14 protein-coding genes are annotated in these 17489 nt (G+C 59.4%); 4 read left to right on the forward strand and 10 right to left on the reverse strand.

Annotation, left to right across the window (positions count from 1 at the left end):
* Positions 1-13: 13 nt before the first annotated feature.
* From XH92_RS35680 to XH92_RS35710, 7 genes are all read right to left on the reverse strand, one after another.
* Positions 14-1783 (reverse strand): asparagine synthetase B, encoded by a 1770-nt coding sequence (locus XH92_RS35680; RefSeq protein WP_194456291.1) that lies wholly within the window; start codon positions 1781-1783, stop codon positions 14-16.
* 467 nt (positions 1784-2250) lie between these two features.
* Positions 2251-3060 carry a metallophosphoesterase gene (locus XH92_RS35685; protein ID WP_194456292.1) on the reverse strand — a complete coding sequence of 270 codons (810 nt, stop codon included), beginning with the start codon at positions 3058-3060 and terminating at the stop codon, positions 2251-2253.
* Positions 3057-4604 carry an ABC transporter substrate-binding protein gene (locus XH92_RS35690; RefSeq protein ID WP_194456293.1) on the reverse strand — a complete coding sequence of 516 codons (1548 nt, stop codon included), beginning with the start codon at positions 4602-4604 and terminating at the stop codon, positions 3057-3059. Before XH92_RS35690 ends, XH92_RS35685 begins: the two co-directional genes overlap by 4 nt.
* A gap of 39 nt (positions 4605-4643) precedes the next feature.
* Complete coding sequence (locus XH92_RS35695; protein ID WP_194456294.1) at positions 4644-5519, reverse strand: ABC transporter permease; 876 nt, start codon at positions 5517-5519, stop codon at positions 4644-4646.
* The gene (locus tag XH92_RS35700) at positions 5519-6445 is read right to left on the reverse strand and encodes an ABC transporter permease (RefSeq protein ID WP_194456295.1); all 927 of its coding nucleotides are present in this window, start codon (positions 6443-6445) and stop codon (positions 5519-5521) included. Before XH92_RS35700 ends, XH92_RS35695 begins: the two co-directional genes overlap by 1 nt.
* Entirely contained in the window at positions 6445-7443 is a 999-nt protein-coding gene (locus XH92_RS35705; protein WP_194456296.1) for an ABC transporter ATP-binding protein, read from the reverse strand. The genes XH92_RS35700 and XH92_RS35705 overlap by 1 nt, the downstream gene beginning before the upstream one ends.
* The gene (locus tag XH92_RS35710) at positions 7440-8447 is read right to left on the reverse strand and encodes an ABC transporter ATP-binding protein (protein ID WP_371817861.1); all 1008 of its coding nucleotides are present in this window, start codon (positions 8445-8447) and stop codon (positions 7440-7442) included. Before XH92_RS35710 ends, XH92_RS35705 begins: the two co-directional genes overlap by 4 nt.
* 1048 nt (positions 8448-9495) lie before the next feature.
* On the opposite strand from XH92_RS35710, the gene XH92_RS35715 reads away from it, so the two are divergent.
* Positions 9496-10425 (forward strand): TIR domain-containing protein, encoded by a 930-nt coding sequence (locus XH92_RS35715; RefSeq protein WP_194456297.1) that lies wholly within the window; start codon positions 9496-9498, stop codon positions 10423-10425.
* Here XH92_RS35715 and XH92_RS35720 read toward each other — a convergent pair.
* From XH92_RS35720 to XH92_RS35730, 3 genes are read right to left on the reverse strand one after another with little or no spacing between them, the layout of a single operon-like run.
* Positions 10394-10924 carry a Mov34/MPN/PAD-1 family protein gene (locus XH92_RS35720; protein WP_194456298.1) on the reverse strand — a complete coding sequence of 177 codons (531 nt, stop codon included), beginning with the start codon at positions 10922-10924 and terminating at the stop codon, positions 10394-10396. The genes XH92_RS35715 and XH92_RS35720 overlap by 32 nt on opposite strands.
* Positions 10921-12612 (reverse strand): ThiF family adenylyltransferase, encoded by a 1692-nt coding sequence (locus XH92_RS35725; RefSeq protein WP_194456299.1) that lies wholly within the window; start codon positions 12610-12612, stop codon positions 10921-10923. Before XH92_RS35725 ends, XH92_RS35720 begins: the two co-directional genes overlap by 4 nt.
* Positions 12612-14162 (reverse strand): transcriptional regulator, encoded by a 1551-nt coding sequence (locus XH92_RS35730; RefSeq protein WP_194456300.1) that lies wholly within the window; start codon positions 14160-14162, stop codon positions 12612-12614. The genes XH92_RS35725 and XH92_RS35730 overlap by 1 nt, the downstream gene beginning before the upstream one ends.
* A 291-nt stretch (positions 14163-14453) precedes the next feature.
* Here XH92_RS35730 and XH92_RS35735 point away from each other — a divergent pair, with 291 nt between their 5' ends.
* The 3 genes from XH92_RS35735 (at position 14454) to XH92_RS35745 (ending at position 17483) form a co-directional block, all read left to right on the forward strand.
* Positions 14454-15575, forward strand: a complete 1122-nt coding sequence (locus XH92_RS35735) for a Fic family protein (RefSeq protein WP_194456301.1) — start codon at positions 14454-14456, stop codon at positions 15573-15575.
* Positions 15572-16123, forward strand: a complete 552-nt coding sequence (locus XH92_RS35740; protein ID WP_194456302.1) for a Pycsar system effector family protein — start codon at positions 15572-15574, stop codon at positions 16121-16123. The genes XH92_RS35735 and XH92_RS35740 overlap by 4 nt, the downstream gene beginning before the upstream one ends.
* A 403-nt stretch (positions 16124-16526) precedes the next feature.
* Positions 16527-17483: a S1/P1 nuclease gene (locus XH92_RS35745; RefSeq protein ID WP_194456303.1), complete on the forward strand. Its 957-nt coding sequence runs from the start codon at positions 16527-16529 to the stop codon at positions 17481-17483.
* The last annotated feature ends 6 nt before the right edge of the window (positions 17484-17489 follow it).

A 17489-nucleotide genomic window follows, 5' to 3' on the forward strand; every position in this document is an offset into this window, starting at 1 on the left:
CGTTCCATCGGCACTATAGCGTGATTGGTCCGATGGCTTTGCTCTCATCACCCACAAAGACTTCGCGGCGAGCGATGAATTGCTGGGCCCAGACCTCCGCGGTTATCGCATTCCAAAGCCAGCGGACCTCGACAGGCTTGTAGGGCCGGCTTCCCCGTCTCAGCAAGCGCTGCACGTCGGCATGATTGACGACGCTGACCTGGTTCCGTCGGCTCGGAGCAAAGAGCCGCGAATACAGATGGTCGATCACATCGGCCATTTCCGCGTCATAGGGAAACTGTTGAATGTACTTCTTCCGGTGCGTGACGGCACGTGGAAGCACTAGCTCCGCCGCCTTGCGCAGGATTGCCTTCACCTGGCGCGGGCCGACCTTCTGGCGATCCGGAATTCTGAGCGCGAGATCGATAAGGTGTTTGCTGGCGTATGGCATGCAGGACCTCAAGCCAAACTCAGCCGCGAGCACCTGCTGCGCGCCCATCCTGTTGTCCCATGCTGTCAATGCCGAGCACAACATCCTAAACAGCGGCGCCTTGTCATCGGCAAACGCCATTTCGTCTGTCGCCAGACGACTTTGCTCCGGATAGGCTGAGCACGGCGCCGGCAAGGGGTGGCGGCCTTTAGTCACCTGGTATATTGCACGCGCGATCCAGGAATCCGGGAGCGTGCCGGAGAGCTCGGCGCTGCGAAAATCACGGAGAATACGCTTGGCCCCGGGCACATGACGACCAAGCCACAGGCGACGATGCGCGGGCATGCCAGCGAACAGCGTGTCGCACATATTGCCTGAAAACATCGTATCGACTGTTCCGGCCGCCCCACGCGCCAACGCATAGAGTTGTGGGAACTCATCATAGCCGCCGGGATCTTCCAGGCACCAGACGGTCGTTGGAAGGAGCTCCATCAGGTCCTTCGGACGGACGATGATTTCGTGATGATGGGTCCCAAGTATCGACGCAGTCTGCCGCGCACCGAGAATATCCGGATCGGTGTCGCCGTGTCCGACCGTGAAGCTATGGAGCTGGTCAACAGCAAGGCGCTCCCGCAGCAGGGCGGCGATCAGGGCCGAATCGACGCCACCACTCAGCGACACGCCGACTCTGGCCCTGGTATCGGGGGTCCACGCATTAACGGATCGTTCGAGGACATCGAGGACCTCTTTCGGCGTGACAGGCTCACTCGGCGCCTCATAGTCGCAGGCCCGCGGCTTTGTGCGGACAATTTTTGCTGCGCTTGCGCTGACTATCATTGCGCTGCCCGGCAGAACCGGTCGGATGTCCTTGAAAAACGTCCGCCCTGGTGGCGCCCAACCATTGTGGAAGAAGGTGTTGATCGCCGGCAGGTCCGGCTCAGAACTGATCTGCGACAAGGCGAGCAGCGCCTTGTAGTGCGTGGCAAAGGCCGTCCATCCCTCCCCCTGTGCAACGGCCAGCGGCATCACCCCGAACGGGTCGCGCGCGAGCACCAGAGCCTGCAGCGCCTCATCCCAGATCGCAATTGCATAGTGACCGTCCAACTCGTCTAAGAACCGGATGCCGTCTCTTCGATAGCCCTCAGCGATCTCTTGCACCGACAATGGCAGCCCTGCAACATTGAGCAGATGGCCCGTACAGGCAACGAGTTGCTTGTCCAAACGTTCAACGCCGCCAGAGCCTGCGCGCATGGCGAAATGCGCCAAACCAGATTCCAAGATATGGACTTCGGGCCCGCCTTGCGGGAGCAGCTGTCCCATTCGTGTCATCAGCGATCCATTGATGCGCCCGACGAATCCGCACATGCTGGTCATCGATGATCTCACTCAGTTAGTGTTGGGAGGCCTGGCTGCGGAGGCGCGAGCCACTGATGAATAGGGTCGATAGTGAGCTGCAGGACAGGCTGGCGACATTCTGCAAGACCGTCATGCACTGTCTTTTGTGAGCCCCTTTTTAGCCCATACAGACGTATTCCGGTGGCGCCTTCATGCACTCATCAAAATCAGGTGTCGAATGAACCGCGATGCGAGCTCCTGATCTGACGATTTTTGGGTGCGCGAGAGGCAGCGAGCGTGCATCATAGCCGGCCACCATCAGGCTGATTTGCAAGATGACGCTTTGCTGCTCTGGTCAAAGGCATCAGATGTGGTTCGCCGTGACAAGCCAACTACCAATGCCGGTGGTTGACCTGAAGAGCGGACGATGCACGGCTCGCTCTTTTAGGCGCCGATCGCCGCCTGCCGACAAAAGTGGTTGCACCTCTTGCTTCCCAAGGCGATTGTTACAGCGCGCGAGACGGCCGCGTTGCGTCGGGAGCGATGTCGATGATTTTAGCATCACGGATCGCATGGGGGTGCACCACGACATCGCGGCTGTTGACCAGGATGACGCTAAAATATGGCTCGACCTCGACATGCCGGACGATCTCGGTCTGAAAATCCAGCATGACCTGATGGGTGAGACCTGCTGCGACCGTGAACGGAACACCCCGCCAGGAACCGGCGACGTTTCGGTGCATATGGCCGAAGAACATGTGGCGGATGCGCGATTTGAACGGGGCGATGGCCTCCCAAAATTCGTCCTCGTTCTGGAGCGCGATATGATCGAGCCGCTTCAGCCCGACCCTGACCGGCGCGTGATGCATGAACATCAAAACCGGCTGATGGCCCTCGGCAAGCCGTGCGCTGAGCCAATCGAGGCGCACGCGATCAAATGCACCGGCATGGGTTCCCATCGTCCAAGTATCAAGCAGCAGGCCAACGTGATCACCCAAATCGAATCTTTTGTGCGCGTAGCCGTCGGGAGCCAAATGCTGCGGAAACACCGCGCCGAACACGCTGCGACGATCATGATTGCCGACCGTGACATAAAGCGGCGGCAAGGAGAATTCGTCCACAACGTCGCGGAACAACTCGTAGGATGCTCGATCCGCAAGATCCGTGACGTCGCCGCTTACGACCAGCGCTTGCGCATCGAGATGGTGAGCCTCGATCTCGGCAAGGCAGGCTCGCAAACGCGCCTGCGGATCAATTCCCCTCAAGAGGCTTCCGTTGGGCACGAGATGAGGATCGGTCAGCTGGATGATCTTCATTGTCTCGTCCTGGCCGCTGGGTTGAAGGGGCCGAAGTCCATCACCAGGGCGGAATAGGGCGCCCACGCAAGGTTGCGGCGCTTTGCGTAAAAGGCGCCATTGTTGTGCAGAATGATGAAGGGTACGTCCTCTGCAAGGATCTCCAGAGCACGATGAGCGAGCTCCTTGCGCTGCTCGGCATCGCTTGACTGCGCGAAAGCCGCACCGACCGATTGGTATTGCGGGGAGTCCCATATCTTGAGGGCGTGTTGGCCGCCCCCCGCGGCATGCTGACGCCAAACCATGGATGTCGGATCGGGCCAGGACGGCAGAAAGGATTCATCCCAGATCGCATGGGAGGGTTTTGCATAGACCTGGCTGAAATTCTCCATCGGATGCAGCACGACGTTCAGTCCGACGGACTTCCACATCTGGACCAGGATTTGGGCCGTCAGCACCTGGTTCGGATACCAGTTGTTGAGCAGGCGATAGGCAATCGGATCGCCGTCGTAGCCCGCCTGCCGCACCAATGCGCGCGCCTTGTCTGGATCATGGGCGGGCACAGGAAACGCAGGGTCGTAGACATCGCCAAACATCGGATATTGCGCCCCATTGGGCACATCGATGCGTCCCCGCCAGAGCTGCGAAATGATGAGATCACGGTCGATCGCAAGGCTCAGCGCCTGGCGAATACGCCGGTCCGATAGAACGGGTGCGGTAGTATCGATCGCGAGCACGCGCAGATTGGCGATCGCGCCGCCCACGACATCAAACCGGGAGGCGTCAATCGAGTCGAACTGATCCGGAAGCAGGTCCGATATCAGATCATAATCGCCCGCCAAAAGTCCATTGACCCGCGAAGAAAGCTCCGGAACGATCCGGAACTCGATCCTATCGAATGGCGGCAGGCCGCCCCAATAGTCATCGTGAGACTTGAGGACGAGACTGACGTCCTTCTGGTTCGAGATCACGCGATATGCGCCGGCCCCGATCGGCGCCCTGAACCAATTGTCCCAGCTGCCGGCGTTGCGGAAGGCGGCTTCGCTGACGATTTGCGCACTCCAGGCCGCGAGCTTCTTGTCGATCGCCGGGTCGGGGCCCTTGGTTGTGACAAGCACGGTGTGCGGCCCCCTCGCCTGCACCGAGGCGATGGACTGCTGGTATTGCGCGGCGATGGTATTGCCGCTGCCACTGGGTCCGAGCCTGCGCTCTTTGCCAAGGGAGAAAACCACGTCGTCGGCCGTGACGATCGAACCATCGTGAAACTTGACCCCTCGGCGGAGCGTGAATTCGACGCTGGTGTCGTCGATCCGCCGCCACGTTTCGGCAATGGCGGGCTTGACGGTCATGTTGTCGCTAAAGTCGATGCGCAGCAGACCATCAAACGCGTTGGAGAGCATCCGCAGCGCCGGCGTGTTGTTGAGCATCACCGGGTCGGCGTAGTCCGGCTGCGTCGGCACAGCGACGACAAGCCTGGGACGGCCCGATTGACCAAAAGCCCGCGGCGGCATCGCCGCGCCAACTGCAACAGCTTTCAGCAGGGATCTTCTACTCAGGCCGGGCATGGATGAGTCCTTTTTTGCATAAGAAGAAAGCGCGATGAACTACCGGAGCGTCCCGTCGAGGCGATCGCGCAACCAGTCGCCGAGCAGCGAGACGGATAGCGCCATCATCGAAATGACGAGAGATGGCATCATCAGGATCCAGGGGGCGCGGGCCAGATAGTCGCGGCCGTAGCCGACCATCGCGCCGAGCGAAGTCGATGGCGGCTGCACGCCGAGGCCAAGAAAGCTCAAGCCGCTTTCGACCAGAATGATTTCCGGAAACGAGATGGTCATTGAAACGATCAGTGTCGCGGCCACATTGGGCAGGATATGCCGCAGGAAGACATGAAGCGGGCGAGCCCCGAGCTGGCGCACCGCACCGGCATAGCCTTGGGCATTGGCGCTGATCGCAAGGCCCCTGGCGATCCGCGCATAACGTTCCCAACCATGCAGCGCGAGCAGGCAAACGAAGACCGCAAGCGAATTTCCGATGAAGGCAAGCACCGCAAGCGCCAGGATCAGAAATGGCATCGTGGCCTGGAAATCGACCAGGGCCAGAATGGCCTGCTCGATCCAGCCGCGAAAATGGGCGGCAACAAACCCGAGCGCGGTGCCGAGAAGCGCGCCAAGAGCTGTCGCACCGAGCCCGATGCAAACACTCATCTGGATGGACAGAATCAAGCGGGACAACATGTCCCGCCCGAGTTCGTCCGTGCCAAACGGATGAACAAATGAGCCGCCCCATCCGATCGGCGGCGACAAGCGGGCCTTCAGATCGATCGCTGCGGCGTCATAAGGGATGATAAACGAGGCCAGCGCGGCGGTCCCCGCCAGCGTGAGAAGACATCCGAATGCTAGGCGGACAGCCAGCGGCGAGCTCGCTCGCGTGGAGTTCAGCTTCAAGGATGGTGGCTCGGGCGTAGTCCTCTGCAGCATCAAGCAAGCCCTCCCCGCCGGGTCCGCGGATCGATCACGCCATAGAGCAGGTCAACGGCGAGGTTGGAGGTGACCATGGTTATGGCGATCAGAAAGAGCACGCATTGGACGACCGGCAGATCGCGACTGGCGACCGAGGACACCAGCAGCCGGCCGACGCCCGGCCATGAAAACACGCTCTCGACCAGCACTGCGCCTGCGATCAGCTGCCCGATCATGAAACCGACGACCGTGACCGTCGGGATGGCGGCATTGGGCAAAGCGTGCCGGTAGACGATCACAGGGGCCGGCACGCCTTTGGCCCGTGCGGTGCGGATATAGGGTTGGCCGAGCACATCCAGCATGGCGCTACGCGTATAGCGCGCCAGGACGGCTGCGCCGCCGGCGCCCAGCGTGAGAACCGGGAGGATGGCGTGGTGCCAGCTACCAGCACCACCCGATGGCAACCAGGCGAGCCAGACGGAGAAGACCAGCACAAGCATTAAACCAAGGACGAAGGAGGGGATGGTGAAGCCCGCCACTGCGACAAGCATGACGCCGCGGTCGAGCAGGCTGTTGCGGTGGAGCGCAGCAAAGATGCCTGCCGGAATGCCGATCAGCACATTGATGAGGAGCGCCGGCACGGTGAGCGCAAGTGTGACCGGGATGCGTGCAACGACGACGGTGAGCGCGTCACGACCTTCGCGCATCGAATGACCTAGCTTGCCGGTCGCGACATGACTCACATAATCCAGGAACTGGACCCAGATCGGCTGGTCCAGGCCCCACGCCTTGCGGAATGCTTCACGGGCTTGTGGCGAGGCATCATTGGAAAGGATCTCCAGTGCCGGATCGCCTGACAGGCGCAGCACAATAAATGCAAAGCCGACCACGATGAGGATCGTGATAATTGCACGCGCGAGCCGGGTCAGAGCAAACCACCCCATCACTGCGCCCTCACCGCCTGGAGGGGCTCGTTTTCCGCAATGAGGTGACAGGCGACCTTGCGAAGACCACCTGCAATATTGACGAGCAAAGGCCGCAGATTGCGACAGGCTGGCACGGCAAGCGGACAGCGCGGATGAAAATCGCATCCGCCGGGACGCTCGGCGGGGTTCGGGGGATCACCGGCCACGCTCATCCGCCGTGTTCTTGGCTTGCGCACGTTTGGCACGGCCGACACCAATGCGCGGGTATAGGGATGAAGCGGCGCCTGCAGGACATCCTCAGTTGTCCCCTCCTCGACGATGCGACCGAGATACATCACTGCGACGCGCTGGCTGATCTGCCTGACCGCCCGAAGGTCGTGGCTGATGAACACCATCGCGAGGCCAAATTGCTGCTGGATCTCGGTGAACAGGTTGATCACCTGCGCCTGGATCGAGACATCGAGCGCCGAGACCGGCTCATCGCACACGAGTAGCTCCGGCGAGGTCGCGAGCGCGCGCGCCAAGACCGCGCGTTGTCTTTGCCCGCCGGACAGTTCATGCGGCAAGCGGGCCCCTTGCTGCTGCGAGAGCCCGACCCGCGCTAGCAGCGTTGCCACCCGGTCCATGCGCCCTTCGGGATCGCCAATGCCGTGAATGCGAAGCGGCTCGGCGACCTGTTCGGCAATGCCAAGCCGCCTGTCGAGCGCGCCGAGGGGATCTTGATAGACAAGTTGAATCCTTGCGCGAAGCTGCCGCCAGGCTCTGGTGTTGCCGGGCGGCATGACGTCATTGTCGAATATCACCCGGCCCGCATCAGGCTTTTCGAGGCCGAGCAACATCCGTCCGAGGGTCGATTTCCCGCAGCCCGACTCACCGACGAGACCGAGTGTCTCGCCTCTTCTTACCGAAATCGACACCCCATCGACGGCCAGCACCTTTCGCTGTTTCGTAAACAGGCTGCCCGGCGCGGGATAGGCCTTGGCAAGACCCTCTGCCTTGAGAAGCGCATCGCTCACGCCACGATCTCCAATGGCCCAGCGACATCGGCCCGCAGGCACGCCACCCGCCAGCCGTCGGGCCCGGCGCTGAGTTCAGGTTCCAGGTGGCTACAGACGCCGGCGCGATTTGGGCAGCGCGAGGCAAAGGCACAGCCTTGTTGCTGCACCATTGCGCCGGCCGTGCCGTCCAAAATGCTGTTTGGTCGCCGCAGAGGACCATCAAGGCTCGCAAGCGCCTCGAGCAGGCTGCGCGTATAGGGGTGACGTGGCGCGGCAAACAATTGATCGACAGGACCGGTCTCGACGATCCGGCCGGCATACATCACATAGGCGCGGCTACACACTTCAGCGATCACGCCAAGATCGTGAGAAATCAAGACCAGAGCCATTTCGGTTTCGCGCTGAACATCTCGCAATAGATCAAGGATCTGGGCCTGGACGGTCACATCCAGCGCGGTGGTCGGCTCATCAGCGATCAGCAGGTCAGGCCGGCCCGCCAGCGCCATGGCGATCATGACGCGCTGATTCTGGCCGCCCGACAGCTCGTGGGGGTAGGATGCGAGCCGCCGCCCGGCTGAGGGAATCCGTACGAGGTCGAACAGGCGCCTGGCTTCGGCCTGCGCGGCCCATAGATCCATGCCACGATGCAGCTGCAGGGCCTCGATCACCTGGCGGCCGACGGTCAGGACCGGATTAAGTGCGCTTTGGGCATCCTGGACGATCATCGCGATCCGCTTGCCGCGGATGCCAGGCAGGCTTTTGGCCGAAGCGCCGAGAATCTGCTGGCCGTTCAGCATGACGCTGCCCGAGATGGTTGCACCAGGCAGTAGGGCGAGAGCACCGAGCCAAGTCACGGACTTTCCCGATCCACTCTCCCCGATGATGCCGACGGCTTCGCCCCTTCGGATTTGAAGATCGATGGCTCGAACCGCTTTGACCGGTCCAAAGCTGACCGACAACTGCGCGATGCTCAGAAGTTCGCTCAGACCCTGCCCCTGATTCTGATTCTGATTCGCTAGCACGCAAGCACCGCGAAAATGCCAGCGTGGTCCAGCTGCTTTTGGACCGGCCCCTTGCCACTGTCACATGCGCAAGCGAAGGAAGCAGCAGAACGCTCAGCTGTGGCGCCGCACTCCGTCTTGAGGATGTCGACCAAGGCAGATGCCATTTGCTCTTTCCTTTCATGTCACGACCGCGCTGCCACAGCCGGTCGCCGCCAGCAGCTATCGCAGCACGGCTTGGAATGAGCACTCCAAGACTTTGCCCGCTACAGGCCGATGACACTCATCGAGTAATGAGATGCAAACATCGAAAGATACGATGGCGAACTGTGCGCGCCAGAAGGAGTCCGCCAAAACGGCAGCATGTCTCTCAGAGCGATGTACTGTCTAAGGCCGTATGTGACAGAGCTGAGGCACCGAGCCGCCGCCCTTCTACGCCCGATGGAAGGCGCAAGACATCTACCAGACCACCAAGAACTGCCGCACCAGCGTGAAGATGACCGAGAAGTTCTACGCCTCGCACGTCAAGAACCAGCTGAGCGCAGCTGCCATCAGCGTTAAGCAACTACCCAAGAACGAAGAGAACCAGGGTAGTGCCTGAGCCCTCCTCGCCCGCAAAGCCCCCCGGTATCCAAAAGCGCTTGCGCTCAACTATCAAGCATTATGCCAGACGCAAGCCAAAGGGATTTCGCCTGACACCTTGGCGGGCACGGGTGCACGGGTTATGAAGGCAAGGGGATGCGGGCGTGGCGAAATGGTAGACGCAACGGACTTAAGCTAACTTGAGTGCTCCCGGGCAGACGCGGGATGCAGAACGGCTCAAATTCGGGCAGGCCTTCGCTGGTAATCCCGAGCCAAGCCCCGAGATAATCGGGGAAAGGTGTAGAGACTAGACGGGCGGCACCTAAAGCGACAACGCCAGGGTGAAGGGATGATCCAGACCACAAACCCCAAGTTGGCGGCGATGAAAGTCGTAGGCGGAAAGAAAATCCGTTGGGATTCCCCGTGGCGGTTCGAGTCCGGCCGCCCGCACCATTTTAAAGAAACCTAAATTGGGAAGGCGGGGCCTGTGAAAGAAAGATTTGAGGGAACGCAGAACCGTGCCCTGCTCGTCGCGGCACTTCGCCGTCAAGATTTTGCGGGCGGTAGCCAGGACATAGCCAACGCGCTGGCAGACGCCGGCGAGCTTTGCGAGTACAGACCTGGTGAAAACATCATTGTCCAGGGCGGAGCAGACAACGAAATCTATCTTCTCGTTGCCGGCGTAGTAGCGATTACAGTCAACGGCGCCCAGGTCGCCGTGCGTTCTGCCGGCCAGCATGTAGGAGAGATGGCAGCGATCGAACCATCCTTACTTCGATCGGCAACCGTTACGACCCTTGAGCCGTCAGTACTTCTGAAGCTTTCGAGCACCGCATTCCTGGACGTCGGCCAACGGTTTCCTGCGCTGTGGCTGCCGATCGCCCAGGAGCTTTCAAGACGCCTGCTTCAGCGCAACAAGACGATTTATCCGCCCAACAAAGCTGCAAAGCTCTTCATCATGTCCTCATCCGAGTCGCTGAAGGTTGCGCACGCACTTCGAGCTGGCCTTGAAAAAGATGTGTTCAGCACGGTGTGGGATGACGGGGTATTTTTCGCTGGCGGGTACACCCTTGAAGCGCTCGAAAAGCAGGTCAGCGAATCCGATTTCGCGGTCGCCATTGCAGAACCTGACGACATTTCGGAATCGCGTGGCCGGCGGGCTCCTACCGTTCGGGACAACGTCCTGTTCGAGCTCGGCCTATTCATGGGAAAACTGACCAGGTACCGGACAATTTTGGTCCACCCGAGGATCAAAGATCTCAAACTCCCGTCAGACCTTCAAGGATTGACGCTCGTGTCCTATGATGCAGGCGAGGAGGCCACGATCTCATCGCGCATCTCCCCGGCCTGCGACACCATCCGCGAGCTTGTCAGAAGGCTGGGCGTCAGAACCTTCGCGATCGAAAAAGGTCGATAACACGCTGTAACCAGCCCTTTTCGGCCTTCATCGTCTCGTCTTCCATAACGACATCGACGCTCTCTGGTGAGGTTCCAGGTCGGAATGCCACAGCCGACAGCTCAAGGACCCCTCTGCGGCGAAGAGATACAATGAGAAGCACGGCAAAATGCGCGCCGACGTCTGGACTCTCGACGATGTCCTGCATCGTTCGCAAATCCTGCCCACTGGGTAACGCGTTAAATCGTGGGTGGGAGTGCCATTCGCCGAGATAGTTGAACCGTTGATAGTCGTTTCCCGTTCGTGCAAAAAAATCTCTCAAGAACGTCGAGTTCTGCTCAACGTCGCGCACGAAATGCGCCACCGAACCGCCGCTCCGCTGCACGGAAAGATCTGCCAGGCGGAAGGTTGCGTCATGCAGGTGCTCGCCCACGAGCACTCCGCCGATTTCCCGGTCGCCCGCGGTGCGGAGTTCTTTTCGCAAGCGCCCGACTAAGTCAACCGGCAAAATCAATTTCATTTGGGCGAGAATATCTTCACGATTTCGGCGACTTCCAAACCGATCTCATCGGGCGTGAGTCCCGGCTTGGGCTCAGGCGCCGGGGCACCGCTCATCTCGATTGGATAGGTCTCGAAGGCTTGGGTAAACAGGCCTGGCTCCGGCGCCAGACCCAGGACATAGGCCGAAAACGGAAAGTAGGACGGATCTCGGCCAATCAAGGTATCAATCGTGAGCCGTGTTGCCGAAGCGGCGATACTCGTCACATCTGCATCATCCGCAACAAGCACTGGACCTTCTCCACCGGTTGCATAGTCTCGGCCAGCGCGCGCGGGCTTGTGATGTCGTTCGCCAAACCAGTTCTCTACGGCTCGCCGCATCAGTTGAGGGTTAGGCTCAGTTCCCGGCCGATATCGAGCAATCAATCCACCAAACCCTCCTCCGAACACCTCAGCCCAGATCATCGGCCGCTCCGCGCTTTCAGCTATCGCCGACATTAGATTGAAGACGTTCGGATTGGCCGTCGCATCAATGAACAAATCTCGTCGCACCAGCGATGACAAAGCAGCGTCGGCGCTTCCACTCGACTCCTGTCCCGCAAGACGAATCTGCCGAAAGTACACCTCAGCCGCCGGGTTGACGTTGCGAATACGTTCTGCGACAGCGTCTGCCTTGTGCGTACCCACATCGCGCCAGTCGAGGTCGTTGCGTACCAAATTGTCAGGCTGCAACAGGTCATCGTCGATCAGATAGAAGTCGCTTACCCCCGCTCTTGCGAGCATTGCAGCGATTTTACTTCCCAGCGAGCCGCACCCAACAATAGCAATGCGCTTAGCACGCAAACACGCGTAAGCCTCGTCCAATCGACGAGCCTGCGGTTCCGGTCCAATCGCCGAGATTGGAACCACCGATTTGTCCAGTACGATGAATCCATAAGCCGCCTTGCCCTTCAGCATGATCAGCGTCGTGTCATCGGCTTCGAACCCAAGCGCGGTTGCCGCCATTTTGAACTCCGCGACATCGTTGATCGGCGGCAGGGATTGACCATCAGCAAGCCGACGTAACCCTATGGTTCGCTCGAACGTCTCTCGGCCGAGAGTCGGCGGCACGTCCTGGTTTTGCCAAACCGTTCCATCGGGCAGCGTTATCTTGTCGACGATATATACGTTGCTCTGCCCACGGTAGAGCACGAGCATGTTGGCTTTCAGTTTGGTCCCGGCCTCGACGTTCGCGAAGAAGCTTTCCAACGAACGGGTGATCAACAGTCGGAACGTGGTGGCGCGTAGGGTCTGACCAAGCGAGACATCATGCCTTGAAGGCACATCTTTCCGATCACCGGTTGGAGGATTTTCCGTCGACAACAGTCGATGAGCGCTTTCGAGCATTTGCCTGCCCGTTCTATCGCTTGTCCAGTTATCCGGTCCATATTCGAGGCAGAGTTCACCGCCGGGACCGAACTGGTGATTGGACCAAAGCGACGCGTCGCCGCGCGGAAAGACGGACGGGGGCGTGTGCGGAAAACTCTCTGGATAGATGAGATAGACCGGGAAGGTCCGCGCGCCGATCACGATATCAGCGTCATAAATCAGCTTCTTTGAATCGTCGGTTCGCCAGCCCACTGGCGCGAGCCAGGCGACATCACTGGCCAACGTATCAAGGCCAATCCTTTCACTTCTGAACCGTGCGAGGTCAGAAAGGTACCACCACATCAGGCAAACCCATCGGGCTTGGCCGGCCCCGTCGGACGGTTCGGAAAGCTGAAGGGCTGAGCTGCGGCCGAGGGCGGCTGAAGCAGGCTTGATGCGGCCATGGCCTTCGATGCACGCGCGGACTTGTCATCCTTGCCAGCCATTTCGTTGACGGCAGTCTCATAGTCGAGGTCGGTACGGACCCGGGCGTCACCAAAAAGGGCGTGCACACCATGTGTGGACTTTGCGTAGGCCACCTTTCCGATAGCTGTCTGTCTGCCTGTACACCGCGATTGTTCACTTTCTGCAGCCAGGACGCCGCGGCTGACGGAACAGCGAATAAGATCGCCCTTCATTCCCAGCCGAGTGACGTTCATCGGGCCAAACTCGAACCCGATCGCTAAGCCGAGGCTAGACGCATCGGTACCTTTTTCCTTCAACCGCTTTAGTGCCACATTGAAGCTGCTGCGCATCGCGCCGGCACATAAGGTCATATTGCTGATGGTTTCTTGGGTGTCGGTCGTCTGCGCCGTTCCCTCCACCAAGAGACCGTGAATACAGTCGCCAATGAAACGCACTTTGTGACCCTGGAAGTCCTCGTGCAGCACCGCGTCCAGCTCAGACCGCAGGACGTGAAGCGTGCGCACGACATGCTTAGCACCGTCATCGGTCACGATGTTCGCGCCAACATACTTCGTGAAGCCGTCCAGATCGCCATAGACCGTTGCGGCTTCCTGACGGCGCGAATTTTTGGCCGACAGGCTTTCAATATCCAGCGTGGCGTACGGCGGAGTGTGGCCCGAAAACTCGAACGCGCCGATAGGATTGCTCTTCAAGTCCTCCTGCCACTCCTTGACGATGTCGGCAGCCGTAACCTCCAGCTTTGCCTCGTTTTGGCTTTTTTCGATCTCGGCCGTCGTGAGGGGCGAGCTATCGACGCTAGTCACTTCCGCGAGGCCGATTGCCTTGCGCGCGGTGTTGGTGAGGTAGATGCCTGTTGCCGTCCCGCCACCCGCCCGCTTGGCCGCGTGGTTTGCAGGCTCGCCGAGAAACAGCGGTTCACGGTGACCGCGGCGACCGTTGTTAACCGCAAGAGCTTTTCCCGTGTCGATACCAATCCGAACCTTCGCCGCCGGGTGATCCGCGTCTTCGCCGGTCTGCGCTAACACATCGATGATCAATTGGCCTGTCGCCACCGCACGATGAACCCGTTTGGCTTCGCCGTCGTATGGTTTTGTCACCACCGAATGCAGGCGCTGATTGTGGAAGTCGACCAGAATGGCATCTACCCGGGCAATGATCCGGTAAGCCGCCCTGTAGTGCAAATTCAGAAACCTGAGCGTCCGCTTGTGGCACGTCTCGCCTTCGATCTCGGTGACAGCCAACATGTCCTTCATATTGAGAATGTCAGCATAGAGATGAACGCCATCCACGCGATAGGCGACTGTGCTGGACAAGTTGGCGAGATTGGTGTCTCGGACATACTCCTTGATCTCGATGTCCTTGAGCGCATCGATCTTTGCGTCAATACGCTTTGTCGCCCGATCCTTGTTCCAATTGCGGCCTGCCATGATCTAAAGCTCCTGTTCGAGCGCAAAGCGCTATCTGGGTGATAATCTCGGGCACAACCGCAAATGGTGCGCCTTGGAAAGTTCCGCTAGTCCCGAACGAGAACCATCCACAGGTCCACCCTTAATAGAACACATCAGGAACATTTGGAACGCCTCGGGACTTTCGACGAATCAATATTTGGATCAGCGTGAGGTGTGAGAGCTTATCTAGATTATTCTCGTCATTTTTTGACGAGAAGTATTGTCGATGACGCGAAAGAGCCCATAATCTCTGCATGCGATGAGGAGATTATGCCGTACGTCCATGACGACCCAAACTGGCCGAATTTCAACTGGAACGTTCAGCGCATCACTGATCGGCTCGCCTCCGTCCGCCACAAGCAGGGTCGCCTCATAGGCCGGATGGAGCGTTTGGGCTTCCCGCTCCAGGCCGAAGCGACTCTCCAAAACCTGACTGAAGAAGTCGTGAAATCCAGCGAGATCGAGGGCGAAGTCCTCGACCGCAACCAGGTACGCTCGTCAATTGCCCGCCGGCTCGGCGTCGACATCGGTGCCCTCACGCCGGCAGATCGGAATGTTGGGGGCGTCGTCGAAATGACGCTCGACGCTACCGAAAAATATGCCGACGAACTCACGGCCGAACGCCTCTTCGCTTGGCATGCGGCCCTATTTCCCACCGGCCGAAGCGGTATGACCAAAATCGCGGTCGGCGCATGGCGCACCGACAAGTCCGGACCCATGCAAGTCATCTCGGGACCCGTGGGGCGTGAGCACGTGCATTACGAGGCTCCCACCGCCGGACGGATTGAAAGTGAAATGTATGCCTTTCTGGCGTGGTTCAACAGCCGCGCTGATATGGACCTCGTCCTCAAAGCGGCGATTGCCCATCTGTGGTTTGTAACCGTGCATCCCTTCGAGGATGGCAATGGGCGCATCGCGCGAGCTATCGCGGATTTAGCGCTTGCGCGTTCCGAGAACAGCGGCCGCCGCTTCTACAGCATGTCGGCCCAGATCCGTCGCGATCGGAATGATTACTACGCCATTCTCGAAAGAACCCAGAAAGGAGGCCTAGACATTACCGAGTGGCTCAGCTGGTTCTTGGCTTGCCTAGATCGCGCCTTTGATGGCGCTTCGGTTATCCTCGCGAGCGTCCTGCGGAAGGCGAATTTCTGGGACGAACACGCGGGCAAACAACTCAATGAGCGTCAACGGGTCGTTCTCAATCGGCTTCTTGAGGGCTTTCAAGGTAAACTGAGCTCTTCCAAGTGGGCGAAGCTGACCAAGGTTTCGCAAGCAACGTCGTCCAGGGACATTGATGAACTGGTCGCGCTCGGCATGCTGAAGAAGGATGCGGCGGGAGGCCGGAGCACCAGTTACTCACTGGTCGAGCCGAAAACATGGGAAAGCCGATGAAGGACGATCAAGAAGAAGCCTTCGAGAAAATCCTCTCGACCCAGCTTGGTCGCACGATCGATTTCGTCAAATTTGCCGAGACGAAAAATGCGGCTCTTCTGACTTTCTCCTCGGCATGGATCATCGGCACCATCAACCTGTTGACGGGACCCAATCCCCTCCCTCTCGGCTACAATGTTGCCTTCTGCGTGGCGCTCCCGCTCTTCGCGGTGGGCGGCCTGGTTTGTATCTTGTCGTTTGTACCCCAAGTTCTGGCCAAGTTTTTCGAGGCCGAGGACGACTCGATGAGCTTGTTGTATTGGGGGCACATCGCACAGATACCGGTAGCTCGGTATCACGACCGCGTCACAGAACGTTACAAACCTCACGACAGCCACAGCGTTACCGAACGCTATCTCGATGATCTCTGCGTACAGATCTCCGTGAATGCTCGCATCGCGAACCGCAAGTTCACGATGTTCAACATGGCTGCTGGCTGCGTATTCGCCGCAATCTTCGTCCTCGCTTTGCCACCCATATGGTGGGGCATTCGAGCCTTCACAAAATAAGTTTGTACGAACATCCGTTGGGCCTTCGTCTGACAATCAACGAGATGCCTTAAAATCCTGCAGTCCGCCATGTCCGGCCTAGTCCGCTTGTGAGTGAATAGGCGCAACCGCTTGCCTGGCAGATAGGCGTGACGGTCGGGACTACGGCGGGCCCGCCATGGCATCATCACCCAATCGACTTGTGCGTGTAGTTGCATTGAGCTACATTCACCACCATTGATCAGTTGATTTTCCTGGCCACCTTTTGCTGGCCACCCCGATGTCACACGACGAAACTGACGGACTTTGTGCAAAAGCATCTCTCGCGGGCAGAGGCCGGCGTGCCATGCGACAATGCTCGTCTTGCCAGCGGATTTTCGTCCGCCATGAATTGCCCCGTCATTTTGTTGGAGGAGTTATAGCCATGAAGATCGTTGCCCTATCCTTGGCTTTGCCGATTCTCGCCGCGCTACCGCAATCCGCATTGGCCTGGGGAGACGACGGCCATAAGACCATCGCACTAATCGCTCAGCAATGTCTCACACCAAAAGCCAGCGACGCCGTTAAATCGCTTTTGGCGGCCGATACCGACAATCTGGTCCCTCACGACATCGCCAATGCCGCAACATGGGCGGACAAGTTTCGCGACGAAAACAATCGCCGCGATCACTACCAGGAAACCCAGAACTGGCACTTCACGGATATCGAAATCGCCACTCCCGATCTGACGGCGGCGTGCTTCGGCCGCAAGCCACTGCCGGCGCGTATGTTGGCGTCGGATGGCCCTCCCCAAGCCTGTGCCGTGGACAAGGTCGAGCAGTTCGGCGCCGAACTTGCGGATTCCGGCACCGACGCGGAAGAGCGGGTGATGGCCCTGAAGTTCGTACTGCACTTCGCGGGAGACCTCCATCAGCCGCTGCACTCTCCGGACAATCACGACTACGGAGGCAACAGCGTCAAGGTGACAGTGGAAGGCTTCAAGCACACCAGGAAGGATGAGCTGCACGGCTTCTGGGACACACAATTCGTCGACGCCATTGCCAAGCCGCCAACTGCACTTTCAAAGCAGCTGCTAGCCGAGATCACTCCCGCCCAAGCCGCCGAATGGGCGCAGGGCAAGCCCGAGGACTGGGCGATGGAAGCCTTCAACTTGGGAAAAAACGATGCTTATGGCTCGCCGCCGCTTTCGAAGGATACGCCGCAACAGATTGATGCGGTTTACGTCGCGAAGGCTGAAACTGACGTCAAGCTGCAATTGAAGCGAGCAGGCGTCCGTCTGGCCTTGTTCCTGGACCAGAAGCTGGCGTCCGAAACCCCCGACTGGAATGCCTGCCTGAAGGCGGGGTCAGCTGTAAGCTCGAGAGCCCGGACCAGGCAGTGAAGCCCC

The organism is Bradyrhizobium sp. CCBAU 53421 (assembly GCF_015291625.1).
Classification (GTDB): domain Bacteria; phylum Pseudomonadota; class Alphaproteobacteria; order Rhizobiales; family Xanthobacteraceae; genus Bradyrhizobium.

What these genes read in the sequence shown, in the direction of transcription:
- XH92_RS35720 (WP_194456298.1), bottom strand. Translation starts at nt 10,924, where the DNA reads ATGAAATTGATTTTGCCGGTTGACTTAGTCGGGCGCTTGCGAAAAGAA.
- XH92_RS35725 (WP_194456299.1), bottom strand. Translation starts at nt 12,612, where the DNA reads ATGTGGTGGTACCTTTCTGACCTCGCACGGTTCAGAAGTGAAAGGATT.
- XH92_RS35745 (WP_194456303.1), top strand. Translation starts at nt 16,527, where the DNA reads ATGAAGATCGTTGCCCTATCCTTGGCTTTGCCGATTCTCGCCGCGCTA.
- XH92_RS35700 (WP_194456295.1), bottom strand. Translation starts at nt 6,445, where the DNA reads ATGGGGTGGTTTGCTCTGACCCGGCTCGCGCGTGCAATTATCACGATC.
- XH92_RS35735 (WP_194456301.1), top strand. Translation starts at nt 14,454, where the DNA reads ATGCCGTACGTCCATGACGACCCAAACTGGCCGAATTTCAACTGGAAC.
- XH92_RS35680 (WP_194456291.1), bottom strand. Translation starts at nt 1,783, where the DNA reads ATGACCAGCATGTGCGGATTCGTCGGGCGCATCAATGGATCGCTGATG.
- XH92_RS35730 (WP_194456300.1), bottom strand. Translation starts at nt 14,162, where the DNA reads ATGGCAGGCCGCAATTGGAACAAGGATCGGGCGACAAAGCGTATTGAC.
- XH92_RS35690 (WP_194456293.1), bottom strand. Translation starts at nt 4,604, where the DNA reads ATGCCCGGCCTGAGTAGAAGATCCCTGCTGAAAGCTGTTGCAGTTGGC.
- XH92_RS35740 (WP_194456302.1), top strand. Translation starts at nt 15,572, where the DNA reads ATGAAGGACGATCAAGAAGAAGCCTTCGAGAAAATCCTCTCGACCCAG.
- XH92_RS35695 (WP_194456294.1), bottom strand. Translation starts at nt 5,519, where the DNA reads ATGCTGCAGAGGACTACGCCCGAGCCACCATCCTTGAAGCTGAACTCC.
- XH92_RS35685 (WP_194456292.1), bottom strand. Translation starts at nt 3,060, where the DNA reads ATGAAGATCATCCAGCTGACCGATCCTCATCTCGTGCCCAACGGAAGC.